The following is a 12,116-nucleotide window of genomic DNA, read 5'->3' as shown; positions in this document are numbered from 1 at the left end:
CCTACGACCTGTCGCATATCGTGCGCGTATCGCCGGCGGCATACGCCCCGGCAACACGCCGCGGCGTGCCATGGAGGCCATGACCACGAGAACCGGCCCCGCCGCGACCCCCGTCCCGACCCCCGGCGCGCGCACCGCCGCGGCCGCTCCCGCGCGCACCGCCCGCTCCGCCCGCACCGGCCGCTTCGCCCGCACCGGCAGCTCCGCCCGCCGGACGCTGCGCCCCCGGATCGTGTCCGCGGTGCTGCTCGCCATCGCCCTGCTGGGCGCCGCGACCTTCGCCCTCACCTGCCTGCTGGCGCTCGCGCCCGGCGGGCCGTCCCGGAGCGGGCTCCTGCCGGGGGACGGCGGGCGCGCAGGGGTCGAGGACGGCGCGATCCGAGGCGAGGTCTCGGTGTTCGACGAGGACGTCCCCGCCGTCGCGAAGCTCGACCCGGATCTCCGCGCGGCGGTGCAGGAGGCGGCCCGGGACGCCGAGGAGGACGGGATCGTCTTCGTCGTGAACAGCGGCTGGCGCTCCCCGCGGTACCAGGAGCAGCTGCTCGAGGACGCGATCGCCGAGCACGGCTCCCGCGAGGAGGCGGCGCGCTGGGTCGCGACGCCGGAGACGTCCTCGCACGTCAGCGGCGAGGCGATCGACATCGGCTCCTACGACGCCGCGCAGTGGCTGATGGACCACGGCGAGCGCTACGACCTGTGCCAGACCTACGAGAACGAGACCTGGCACTACGAGCTGCGGCTCGGGGCCTCCCGCGACGGCTGCCCCGCGCCGTACCGGGACCCGACCCAGGACCCGCGGCTGCAGGTCGGGTAGGGGCGCCCGCCGACCCGAGCGCCCGGAGAGACCCGGATCACACCTCGCGGCTCCCGGGCGCCGGCCCGTCCCGCGTATAATCACTCGACATAACAAGTTGTCCTACCCGGGGGCATCGCGCGGCCGACGAAGGAGGCGCCCATGTCAGAGCCGACATCGCTGCGGGGCGTCATCGTCCCCAAGTACCAGCGGGTGCGCGAGGCGCTGCGCGCGGACATCTCCCGGGCCGCGGCCGGCACCCTGATCCCCTCGGAGCACGAGCTCTGCGCGATCCACGGCGTCAGCCGCATCACCGTGCGCCGCGCCATCGACGACCTGATCCGGGACGGGCTCCTCACCCGGCTGCACGGTCGCGGGACGGTCGTCGCGGAGGCCCCCGGGCCGGCGACCACAGCCGCCCCGCGCGGCGGGGAGCAGATGGACCTGCGCGGCTTCCACCGCCAGATGACCGCCGAGGGGCACCGCGTCACCTCGCGCGTCATCGCCCAGGGACTCGTGCTCGCCCCGCCCGGGATCGCCGCCGCGCTGGGGCTCGAGCCCGGATCGCAGCTGGTGAGGATCGACCGCCTGCGCTCGGTGGACGGAACCCTCGACCACCTGACCTGCGCATGGCTCGATGCCGAACGGTTCGCCGATCTCGTCGACCAGGACTTCTCCGACCAGTCCCTGTACGAGTACCTCGAGGTGTGCCACGGGATCTCCATGCGGCGCAGCGACGTGACGGTCGGCCTGCGCCGGCCCAGCGGGGACGAGGCCGAGCGCCTCGGCATCGCCCCCGACGCGCTGCGTCTGTGCACGACCTCGACCACCTACGACCCCGGCGGCCGCCCGCGCCTGCACGGCACCACCCTCTACGCGAGCGAGACGGCGCTGGCGCGGTTCTCGGTCGTCTCCGCCACCTGACAGAACGGAAAGCAGCCCCCTCATGCTCGACGACACCCTCCGCGAGGACCGGGTCCTCTTCGCCTCCCACGACTCCTGGCGCACGGCCGTCGAGGCCGCCGCCGCGCCCCTGCTCGAGGACGGATCGATCACCCCCGGCTACCTCGAGCAGGTCCTGACGAACATCGCCGCCCCGGGCGGGACGTACATGGACCTCGGCTTCGGCATCGCCCTGGCGCATGCCCGCCCCGAGGCCGGGGTGCACGCCACCGGCCTGAGCCTGCTGGTGCTGCCGGAGCCGGTCGCGCTCGCCGACGACCCGGCCCACCCCGTCTCGCTCGTCTTCGTCCTCGCCGCCACCGACGGCGAGGAGCATCGCGCGGTCATGGCGCAGCTGGCTCGGCTGCTCGTGAACGCGACCGCCCGCGCGGAGCTCGCCGCGGCCCGCACCTACCAGGACGTCCGCGGCGCCATCGCGCACGCGGCCTGACCAGGACCTTCCCTCACCACACCCCGACGAACCAGGAGAGAACGATGAAATTCATGGCGATGTGCAGCTCCGGCCTCGGCAGCTCCTTCATGGTCCACATGAACATCGACAGCGCACTGTCCAGCATCGGCGCCACCGGCGTCGAGGTCGACCACGCCGACCTCGGCTCCGCCGCCCCGGCCGACGCCGACGTCTTCTTCGTGGGCAAGGACCTCGAGAACTCCGTGGGCGAGTTCGGCGACGTCGTGATCCTCGAGTCGATCATCGACCAGGACGAGCTGGTGGCGAAGGTCCGAGAGGCCTGCCAGCGCCACGGGATCCCCACCAGCGCCTGAGCGCCGCCCTCCGCCCCCTTTCACCGTCGAAAGCGAAACCTCCCTGATGAATGCCTTCCTGGACGTCCTCGTCCAGATCCTGTCCCAGCCCTCGATCCTCGTCGCGCTCATCGCCCTGGTCGGCCTGCTCCTGCAGCGCAAGGCCGCCGCGGATCTCATGAAGGGCACCGTGAAGACCTTCGTGGGCTTCCTCGTGCTCTCCGCGGGCGCCGGCGTCGTCGTCGCCTCCCTGGACCCCTTCGGCCGCATGTTCTCCGAGGTGTTCGGGGTCCAGGGGGTCGTGCCGAACAACGAGGCGATCGTCGGCCCCGTGCTCCAGGAGTACGGGACCGTCGCGGCGCTGATCTTCTTCTTCGGCATGATCCTGAACGTCGTCCTGGCCCGCCTGACGCGGTTCAAGTACATCTACCTCTCCGGGCACGTCGCCCTGTACCAGTCCGCGATGATCGCCGTGATCCTCATGGTCGCCGGGTTCAGCCCCGTCGCGGCGGTGATCTGGGGCTCGATCGCCGAGGCCGTGATCACGACCGTCTCGCCGGCCGTCGTCCAGCCGTTCATGCGCAGGGTGACCGGCAACGACAAGGTCGCCCTGGGGCACACCGGCGGCTTCGGCATCGCCCTGTCCGGTCTGGTCGCCAAGGCCACCGGCGGCGACCCGGAGAAGTCCACCGAGAAGCTGAGCGTGCCCCGGTCCCTGGGCTTCGTGCGCGACTCGACCATCGTCGTCGCGCTCTCCATGGGCCTGATCTTCGTGGTCGTCGCCCTGGTCGCCGGTCCGGCGTACGTGCAGGCGGAGATCTCCGACGGGCAGAACTACCTGCTGTGGGCGGTCATGTCCGCCGGCCAGTTCGCGGCGGGCGTGTTCATCATCCTCGCCGGCGTGCGCGTGATCCTCGCCGAGATCGTCCCCGCCTTCAAGGGGATCTCCGAGAAGGTCGTCCCGAACGCGAAGCCCGCCCTGGACGTGCCGATCACCTTCACCTTCGCCCCCAACGCCGTGATGGTCGGGTTCTTCTCCTCGCTGGTCGCGGGCATCCTCGGCATGGCCGTGATGGGCTTCGCCGGCAGCGCCGTGATCATCCCCGGCATCGTCGCCCACTTCATGACCGGCGGCGCCTCCGGCGTCATCGGCAACGCCGTGGGCGGGCGGCGCGGCGCCGTGCTGGGCTCCTTCGCCAACGGCCTGCTGATCACCGTCGTCCCGCTGCTGCTCCTGCCGGTGCTCGGCGAGATCGGGACGGCGAACTCCACCTTCGGCGACTCCGACTACGGCGTGATCGGCCTGTACCTGGGCTGGCTGGGCATGGCCGGCGGGCAGCTGCTGATCGTCGCGGGGATCGTGGCCGCGGTCCTCGCCCTGTTCGGCGCCAGCGCGATCATGGGACGCCGTCAGCAGCGTCGTGCGGCGGAGGCGGAGACCGTCGCGGTCTGAGACCCCGGACCCCCGCCGCACCGGGCACCACGGCCCCGCATCTCGCCGATGCGGGGCCGTGGTGCGTCCGGGGTCCCGGAGGCGGGGCGCCGGGGACGGGGCGCCGGGGAGGGCCGATGCGGCCGGTCAGAGGGTCTGCTCGCCCATCCAGTCCCAGATGCGCACGCCCTCGTGCTGCGGGTCGTTGCGGGCGACGTAGATCCACGACCAGTGGCCCGGGAAGCTCACGCCGTCCCAGACGACCTCGTCGTACAGGCTCATGATCGAGCCGGGGATCAGCTCGTGCGCGTGGACGGTGTTGTCCTGCGCGTCGAGGGTCGTGTCGTCGGCGGAGTGGACCAGCCAGGTCGGGGTGGTCATCGCCGCGAGCTCCTCGTCGGAGATGTAGTACGGATCCGAGCCGTCCCGGGCGCCGATCCCGCAGCAGATCGGGACGGAGGAGGCGAAGAGCTCGGGATGCTCGGCGACCATCTTCAGCGACATGTAGCCGCCGTTGGAGCAGCCGACGACGTGGATCCGGTCGACGTCGATCGCGGCGCCCTCGACGACCTCCGCGATGGTCTCGCGGATCATCGGCGCGAAGCCGTCCCCGTCCTCCATCCAGGCGGAGGGGGACTGCGGGGCCAGCACGTAGGCGCCGCCGAAGGCCTCCTGCGCCTCCGGCGTCGCGAAGCCGAGGGCGCCGCGGTTGGCCCGCAGCTGCGTCTCGTTGTCGTAGTAGTCGTAGGCACCCCCGGCCATGCCGCCCTCGCCGCCGCCGTGCAGCCAGACCACCAGCGCCCGGCCCTTCCCGCCGGGCCCGCGGCCGCCCTTGGGGGAGAACAGGCGGTAGTTCAGGCCGGCGGAGGAGACGTGGGAGCTGAAGGCGTCGACCTCCGGGTCCTCCAGGGCGCCCTGGGAGAAGGACGTCAGCACGACGTCGCCGCGGGGGCCGCTGAGCGGCGCGTCCTGCACGATCGTGTACTCGAGGTCCAGCACGACGTTGCGGCGCGCGTCCACCATGTAGCCGAGGGTCGCACCGCCGGGGACGCCCTCGCCGTGCTCGAGCTCGAGCAGGACGTCGCCGCGCCGGGTCCAGCTCGCGTCGGTCACGGTGCGGTCCTGCTCGTAGGCGACCTCGCCGGTGAGCGGGTTGGTGGCGCGCACGTGCACCGAGAAGGTCCCCGCGTCCAGGGAGTCCCTGCGCACCGGGCGCAGCGCGGGGGAGGAGAGCGTCAGGGAGGTGACCTGCTCGCCGCCGTCGAGGACCTCGGCGGTCAGAGTGAAGCTGGCCTCCTGGCCGCGGCCGCTGCTCTCGGCCCGGGCGATCGCGGGCAGGAGCGCGGCGGAGGCTCCGACGGCCGCCGTGGAGGCGAGAAGGGTGCGGCGGGGCAGAGAGGTGCGCATGGAGAACTCCTTCGTTCGAGGTGCACCGGAGGGACGCGCTCGGTGATGCGTGTCACGCTCCGTGACGGTAGGCCGCTCGCCGCGAGCACGTCAAACGGTGTTCGCCTGCCGGTGGTCATTTTTGTGCGGCCGGCTCACGACGACCTCCGTGAGGGGTGCGATGCGAGCCCTCGCGGAGGCCCCCGCCGGGCCGCCCGCAGCGCCGGAACGTCCCGTCCGAGGCTCGGACCAGGGGTGATGCCGCCGGCCCGGGCGGCGTAGCGTCCGGACATGACCCCCGAGATCGGCAGCGACCACGACCCGCGCAGCGACCACCGCTACACCCACGGCTACGGCAGCTCGGTGCTGCTGGGGCACCGCCGCCGCACCGCGGAGAACTCCGCCGCATACCTCCTGCCGCATCTGCGGCCCGGGATGCGCCTGCTGGACGTGGGCAGCGGCGCCGGGACCATCACCGCCGACCTCGCCCGCCTGCTCGGCCCGGGGAACGTCACCGCGGTCGAGGTCTCCGAGACCGCCGCGGAGCTCACCCGCACCGAGCTGCAGGGCCAGGGCATCGAAGGCGTCGAGGTGCTCGTCGCCGATGCGCACGACCTCCCCTTCGCCGAGGACTCCTTCGACGCCGCCCACGCCCATCAGGTGCTCCAGCACGTGGCGCGCCCCTCCGAGGCCCTCGCCCAGATGCGCCGCGTCGTGCGCCCCGGCGGCGTGATCGGCGCCCGCGACGCCGACTACCCGGGTTTCCGCTGGTACCCGGACGCCCCCGCGCTGGACCGGTGGCTGGAGCTGGCCGTCCGCGCGGCCCGCGCCAACGGGGGAGCGCCCGACGCGGGGCGTCGCCTGCTGGGCTGGGCCCACGCCGCCGGGCTCGAGGACGTCACCGCCGGGGCCTCCGTCTGGTGCTACGCGACTGCGGAGGACCGCGCCTGGTGGGCGGCCTCGTGGGCCGGTCGCATCTCCACCGGCCCCCTGGCCGAGCAGATCCTCGCCGCCGGGTGGGCGACCCGCCCCGAGCTCGAGGAGATGGCCCGGTCCTGGACCGCCTGGGCCGAGGACCCCGACGGCTGGTTCCTCGTGCCGCACGGGGAGATCCTCGCCCGCGTGTGAGGGGGCGGGCCCGGCGGCCCTCCCGCAGGGGCGGTGCTCAGGAGCCGTCGCCGGAGGCCGCCGACCCCGGGCCGCCGGCGGGAGGCTCGCCGCCGCCGTCGCTCGGCATCGCCCCGGCGGGCGGCATGTCCCCGCCGCCGCCCGCCGGAGCGGCCGCGGCCTGCTGCGCGGTCGAGGTGTCGATGGGCACGTCGATGCTCAGCGCGAACCCGGTGGACATGTCGCCGGTGACCTCCGCGAGCTGCAGGTCCCAGCCGTCGGAGAAGACGTTGTCGCTCTCCAGGGAGACCTGGGACAGGTTGTCCGCGGAGCCGTCGTACTCGGCATCGGAGTACACCGTCTCGGCGACGTCCTCCGGCAGGGCGATCTGCGAGGTGAGGATCGCGTTGCCCGCGTCGGTAATCGAGGCGATGTCGGGGAAGACCTCGAAGTGGATGTGCGGCCAGCGCCCGGAGTAGCAGGCCGGGAAGATCGTCGTGAAGGTGACGGTGCCGTCCTCGCCGACCACCTGCACGCCGCGCAGGTACGTCTCGTCCGCGATCGCCTCCGAGTACATGGAGTACTCGCCGTGGGCGTCGCAGTGCCAGACGTAGACCGCGGCGCCGGTCATCGGGCCGTCGTCCTGGACCATGTCGATGATGTTCATGGTGAGCGTCAGCGGGGCACCCGCCGCGACGGTGCCCGTGTCGATCGAGGTGGTGATGTCGCTGCGCTCGACGCCGCTGATCTCGAGCACATCGGCGCCGTTGGAGCCGTCGCCCGGGTAGGGGCCCGCCGTCTCCGTGGGCATCTCCTCTCCCAGGGCCGAGCTGCTCGCGGTCGCCTCGGCGCCTCCCGCATCGGACGCGGAGGCGCCGGTGGTGCCGTCGGTCGCCCCCGTGCCGGAGGAGCAGGCCGCCAGGACCGCGGCGGCCGAGCCGGCGCCGATCACGCCGATGGCGCCGCGGCGGCTGACCAGCGTGCCGATGTCGAAGGAGAGCCCCTGGTCCTCGACGTCCTCCTCCGGGCGGGCCAGGGGGCGGCCCTCCCAGGTCGGCGCAGCGGAACGATCGACCGGGGTGGTCGCCTCGCCGTGCTCGGAGGCGGCGGGGAAGGCACGGCGCGTACGGCGCAGCGGGAAGATGGGGGTCATGGCATGTCCTCTCGTCGGTGGGCGTGGAGAACACGCTAGGAACGGCACGTAGCCCGGCGCTGTCGCGGAGCTGTGCGGGCGCTGTGCATCCCGGCGGGGGTGCCCGTCCTACTCTGGAGCCATGCTTCCCGTGCTGACCGCAGACGCCCTCCGTACCGCCGAGCAGGCGCACTGGGACGAGCATCCCGGTGACGACCTGATGGGCCGCGCCGCCGCCGAGGTGGCGCGCCACGCGACCGAGATGCTCGGCGATGGTCCCCGCCCGGTGGTGCTGGTCGCCGCCGGGCCGGGCAGCAACGCCGGGGATGCGCTGCACGCCATGGCCCTGCTGCCCCCGCAGCTCGGCGCCGTGGTGCGCATCTGGCCCGTGCGCGGCCGCACCCATCGGGAGGGCCTGGACGCCGCGCTCGCCGCCGGCGCGCAGGTGATCGGATTCGAGGAGGCCGCCGAGCTGCTGGCCCGCACCGACCTCCTGGTCGACGGGATCGCCGGGCTGGGCAGCCGCCCCCTGGACGGGGAGGCGGCCCGGCTGGCCCGTGCCGCCCACGCGCAGCGCGTCCGGGTGCTCAGCGTGGACCTGCCCAGCGGGCTGCGGGCCGATGCGGCCGATGCCCCCGAGGACGCCTTCCGCGCGGAGCGCACCGTCACGTTCATCGCCCCGAAGCTCTGCCACGTCGCGGCGCCGGCCGCCCTGCTGTGCGGGGACGTGCGCCGGGCGACCCTCGACGTCGACCCGGGGGAGACCACCACCCACCAGGCCGCCGCGTCGGACCTGCCGGCCTGGTACCCGATGCCGCAGGCGAGCTCCCAGAAGTACACCCGCGGATTGATCGGGCTGGAGACGGGCTCGGCGCGATACCCGGGCGCGGCCGTGCTCGGCGCGGCGGGAGCCCTGTTCACCGGGACCGGGATGGTCCGCCACCCGGGGGAGGCCGGGGCCGCCGTGGTCTCCCGCTTCCCGAGCGTGGTCGCCGCGGGCGGTCGCGTCCAGGCCTGGACGTGCGGCTCCGGATGGGACGTCGAGGACCCGGCGGCCCGGGCCGCGCACCTCGACCGCCTCGCGGAGCTCATCGGCGAGGGGCGGCCGATGGTCCTGGACGCCGGCGCCCTCGACCTGATCGCGGAGGTCCCGCCGCTGCCCGAGGGGTGCCTGCTCACCCCGCACGCCGGGGAGCTCGCCCGCCTGCTGGGCCGCGAGCGCGAGGACGTCGAGGCCGATCCGCTCGGGGCGGCCCGCGAGGCCGCCGCCCGCACCGGGGCGAGCGTCCTGCTCAAGGGGACGGTCCAGGCGGCCGCAGATCCGGACGGACGGGTCGTGCTCGCGGTGCGCGGCCCGGCCTGGACCGCGCAGGCGGGCTCCGGCGACGTGCTCGCCGGCTCCGCCGGGGCGCTGCTCGCCGCCGGGCTCCCCGCCTCCCGTGCCGGCGTCCTCGCCGCCTCCCTGCAGGCGGTCGCCGCCACCCGCAGCCCGGGCCCCATCCCCCCGGACCGCCTCGCGACCACGTTCCCCGAGGTCATCGCGTCCTGGGAGGACGAGCTGGTCCGCACCGGAGACCGCAGCCCCGACGAGCAGGCGCCGCGCGGGGTCCGGCCCTCCTGACAGCTCCCCGGTCCGGTCCGCAGGCCGTTCCGTCGGAGCGGTCCGCCGTCAGGCCCCCGGCCCCAGCCGGGGGGCGCGCCGGATCCCGAAGCGCTGGCGCAGCACCCTGCGGGCGGCGTGCCAGCCGTTCATGCCGTGCACGCCGGGGGCCGGGGGCACGGCGGAGGAGCACAGGTACGCCCCGCTGTCGCCGAGGCGGTACGGATCCGGCGACGCCGTGGGGCGGGCGACGAGCCGGGGCAGGCTGATCCGGCCCAGGGAGATGTCCCCGCCGACGAGGTTCGCATCATGCCGGGACATCTGCGCGGCAGGGATGCCGCGGGCGGCCACGACCACGTCCCGGAACCCGGGGGCGAACCGCTCGATCTGCGCGGTGACCGCCTCCGTCGGGTCCTGGGTGCTGCCGTAGGGCACATGGGCGTAGGCCCACAGGGGGCGCAGCCCCTCCCGCTGCCGGCCCGGATCCACGGTCGCCGGGTCGCTGGCCAGGACCATCGGCCGCTGCGGCATCCGGCCGCGGGCGACCTCCGCCTCGGCCTGCGCCATCTGGGCGCGGGTGCCGCCCAGGTGCTGCGTCCCGGCGAGCGCGACCTCCGGGTCCCGCCAGGGGACCGGGCCGGACAGCACGAAGTCCACCTTCGCGGCCGCGTCCCCCCGGGGGAAGCGGGCGAGCGCCCGCCGCAGCGACGACGGCACGGCCGTCCCGAGGATCTGGGCGGCCGCCTGCGCCGTGGTGTCCAGGAGGATCGCCCGGGCCGGCGGCAGCTGCTCCCGCGAGGTCACGGTCGTCCCGGTGCGGATCCGCCCGCCGTGGGCGCGCAGGTCCGCGATCAGCGCATCGGCGATCGCCTGGGAGCCGCCGCGGGGGATCGGCCAGCCGCCGCCGTGGGCGAGGGTCGCCAGCATCAGCGCCACGCCGGAGGTCGCGAGCGAGGGCAGGGGGCCGATGGCGTGCGCGCCGACCCCGGTCAGCAGGGCCCGCGCCCGTTCCGTGCGCCAGGGCAGGCTCCAGGCCGGCGTGCCGTGCACCGCGAGCGCCGCGGCGAAGCGTGCGGCGGCGGCCATCGGCCCCGGCGCCAGCAGCTCCCGCGGGAGGGAGCGCTTGTCCCCGAGGGACAGGTCCACGATCGCGTCCTCCTGCGCGACCAGCGGGGAGAACAGGGCGTGCCACGTCCGGGCATCGGCGCCCAGCCCCTGCGCCGTCCTCTCCAGGTCGCGCCAGGCGATCGCGGCCGGCTCGTCGTCCAGCGGCTGCGCGTAGGAGGCCTCGGGGGCCAGCAGCTCCACGCCCCGCGCCGGGAGATCGAACGCCCGCAGGAAGGGGCTGGCCAGGGCCATCGGGTGCACGGCGGAGCACACGTCGTGGGAGATGCCCGCGGCCAGGCCCAGCTCGAGGGTCCGGGACCCGCCGCCGAGGGTGTCCTGCCCCTCGATCAGCTCGACCTCCAGCCCGGCGCGGGCCAGCGTCACCGCCGCGGCCAGGCCGTTGGGGCCCGATCCCACCACCACCGCGTCGACGGCATCGGACCGGCGGGCGGCGGCGGGCGAGGGGACGGCGGCGGGGACCATGGCCCCAGCCTAGGCGCGCCGCCCCGGACGTGACCCGTGCGTCAGCCGGGAACAGGGCCGCGGGGCGCCCGGGTTGCAGGGGATGCGGCGCGCGGCGCGCCGCCCCGAGCACGGAGAGGAGGCGGCGCACCCATGCGCGAGGCGGATGTCGTGGTGATCGGCGCGGGCCAGGCCGGCATCACCGCCGGGCACCATCTGCTGCGCCGCGGATTCGCCCCCGCCGGGCAGGTCCCGTCGGGACGGGCCCCGCAGGAGCAGGGCGCCGCGCGCACGCTGATCATGCTCGACGCCGAGGACGGGCCCGGCGGCGCCTGGCGCCACCGCTGGGACAGCCTGACCCTCCGCACCGTCAACGGCATCACCGAGCTGCCGGACCAGGTGCTGGACCCCGTGGATCCCGAGGCGCCCGCCGCCCTCGCCGTGCCCGCCTACTTCGCCGCCTTCGAACGCCGCCGCGAGCTGCCGATCGAGCGTCCCGTCAAGGTCGTCTCCGTCCAGGAGGAGGACCCGGGGGCGGGGCCGGAGGGGACGCTGGTGCTGCGCACCCGGCGCGGCGGATCGGGCCCGGCGGCGGGGGAGGAGCTCGCCCCGATCCGCGCCCGCGCGATCATCAACGCCACCGGCACCTGGCGCCGACCCTTCGTCCCCCACCTGCCCGGGGCGGCGACCTTCGCCGGCCGGCAGCTGCGCACCGTCGACTATCCCGGGGCGCAGGAGCTGGTCGGTGCCCGGGTCGCCGTCGTCGGCGGAGGGATCAGCGCCACCGGGTTCCTCGCGGAGATCAGCGCGGCGGCCGCTGAGGTCGGCGCGCCGCAGCCGCGCTGGTACACCCGGCGCGAGCCGGACTTCCGGGAGGGCCCCTTCACCCCCGAGGTGCAGGGGCGCGCCGCCGTCGCCGCCGTCGAGGAGCGGGTGCGCCAGGGACTGCCCCCGCGCAGCGTCGTCTCCGTGACGGGGCTGCCCTGGACCCCCGCCCTGCGTGCCGCGCAGTCCCGCGGCGCCCTCCGGCGGCGGCCGATGTTCTCGCGCATCGTGCCCGAGGGCGTGATCGAGGCCGACGGGACCCTCGTCCCGACGGACGTGATCCTCTGGGCCACCGGCTTCCGCGCGGACCTCGGCCACCTGGCCCCGCTGCGCCTGCGCGGTGCGGGCGGCGGCATCCGCATGGAGGGCACGCAGGTGGCCGGCGAGCCGCGCATCCACCTGGTCGGGTACGGCCCCAGCTCCTCGACCATCGGCGCGAACCGGGCCGGGCGGGCGGCCGCCGCGGCCCTCGCGCGCCGCCTCGGGGACGCACCGAGGCACATCGGCCCCCGCGTGTCCATGAGGTAAGGCTCTCCATAGAGATCCACAGCTCATTCCCGTAGGG

The 12,116-nt window shown here is 75.0% G+C and carries 11 protein-coding genes; 8 read left to right on the top strand and 3 right to left on the bottom strand.

Annotated elements, in window-relative coordinates:
- Positions 1-79: 79 nt before the first annotated feature.
- From ABD234_RS02150 to ulaA, 5 genes are all read left to right on the top strand, one after another.
- Positions 80-814 (top strand): M15 family metallopeptidase, encoded by a 735-nt coding sequence (locus ABD234_RS02150; RefSeq protein WP_084148161.1) that lies wholly within the window; start codon positions 80-82, stop codon positions 812-814.
- 141 nt (positions 815-955) lie between these two features.
- Positions 956-1,717 (top strand): GntR family transcriptional regulator, encoded by a 762-nt coding sequence (locus ABD234_RS02145; RefSeq protein WP_051486363.1) that lies wholly within the window; start codon positions 956-958, stop codon positions 1,715-1,717.
- 22 nt (positions 1,718-1,739) lie between these two features.
- The gene (locus ABD234_RS02140; RefSeq protein WP_038370060.1) at positions 1,740-2,186 is read left to right on the top strand and encodes a PTS sugar transporter subunit IIA; all 447 of its coding nucleotides are present in this window, start codon (positions 1,740-1,742) and stop codon (positions 2,184-2,186) included.
- Positions 2,187-2,230: 44 nt separating this feature from the next.
- Complete coding sequence (locus ABD234_RS02135; RefSeq protein ID WP_038370061.1) at positions 2,231-2,521, top strand: PTS sugar transporter subunit IIB; 291 nt, start codon at positions 2,231-2,233, stop codon at positions 2,519-2,521.
- A 46-nt stretch (positions 2,522-2,567) separates the two neighbouring features.
- Positions 2,568-3,953: a PTS ascorbate transporter subunit IIC gene (ulaA, locus tag ABD234_RS02130; RefSeq protein ID WP_038370062.1), complete on the top strand. Its 1,386-nt coding sequence runs from the start codon at positions 2,568-2,570 to the stop codon at positions 3,951-3,953.
- A 126-nt stretch (positions 3,954-4,079) separates the two neighbouring features.
- Here ulaA and ABD234_RS02125 read toward each other — a convergent pair whose 3' ends face one another.
- Complete coding sequence (locus tag ABD234_RS02125; RefSeq protein ID WP_038370063.1) at positions 4,080-5,339, bottom strand: prolyl oligopeptidase family serine peptidase; 1,260 nt, start codon at positions 5,337-5,339, stop codon at positions 4,080-4,082.
- 270 nt (positions 5,340-5,609) lie between these two features.
- On the opposite strand from ABD234_RS02125, the gene ABD234_RS02120 reads away from it, so the two are divergent.
- Positions 5,610-6,446, top strand: coding sequence for a methyltransferase domain-containing protein (locus ABD234_RS02120; RefSeq protein WP_051486364.1), 837 nt, complete (start codon positions 5,610-5,612; stop codon positions 6,444-6,446).
- A gap of 37 nt (positions 6,447-6,483) precedes the next feature.
- Here ABD234_RS02120 and ABD234_RS02115 read toward each other — a convergent pair whose 3' ends face one another.
- Positions 6,484-7,578: a dioxygenase family protein gene (locus ABD234_RS02115; protein WP_344353682.1), complete on the bottom strand. Its 1,095-nt coding sequence runs from the start codon at positions 7,576-7,578 to the stop codon at positions 6,484-6,486.
- Between the two features lie 121 nt (positions 7,579-7,699).
- On the opposite strand from ABD234_RS02115, the gene ABD234_RS02110 reads away from it, so the two are divergent.
- Positions 7,700-9,178: a bifunctional ADP-dependent NAD(P)H-hydrate dehydratase/NAD(P)H-hydrate epimerase gene (locus ABD234_RS02110; RefSeq protein ID WP_051486365.1), complete on the top strand. Its 1,479-nt coding sequence runs from the start codon at positions 7,700-7,702 to the stop codon at positions 9,176-9,178.
- Between the two features lie 48 nt (positions 9,179-9,226).
- On the opposite strand, the gene ABD234_RS02105 is transcribed toward ABD234_RS02110, so the two are convergent.
- Positions 9,227-10,747, bottom strand: a complete 1,521-nt coding sequence (locus tag ABD234_RS02105; protein ID WP_051486366.1) for a phytoene desaturase family protein — start codon at positions 10,745-10,747, stop codon at positions 9,227-9,229.
- A gap of 132 nt (positions 10,748-10,879) precedes the next feature.
- On the opposite strand from ABD234_RS02105, the gene ABD234_RS02100 reads away from it, so the two are divergent.
- Positions 10,880-12,079, top strand: a complete 1,200-nt coding sequence (locus tag ABD234_RS02100; RefSeq protein ID WP_051486367.1) for an NAD(P)/FAD-dependent oxidoreductase — start codon at positions 10,880-10,882, stop codon at positions 12,077-12,079.
- Positions 12,080-12,116: the final 37 nt, after the last annotated feature.

Origin of the sequence: Brachybacterium phenoliresistens (genome assembly GCF_039530785.1) — a bacterium.
Classification (GTDB): Bacteria; Actinomycetota; Actinomycetes; order Actinomycetales; family Dermabacteraceae; genus Brachybacterium; species Brachybacterium phenoliresistens.
The sequence above is the reverse complement of the archived record's forward strand: the minus strand, read 5'-3'. Positions and strand labels throughout refer to the sequence as shown.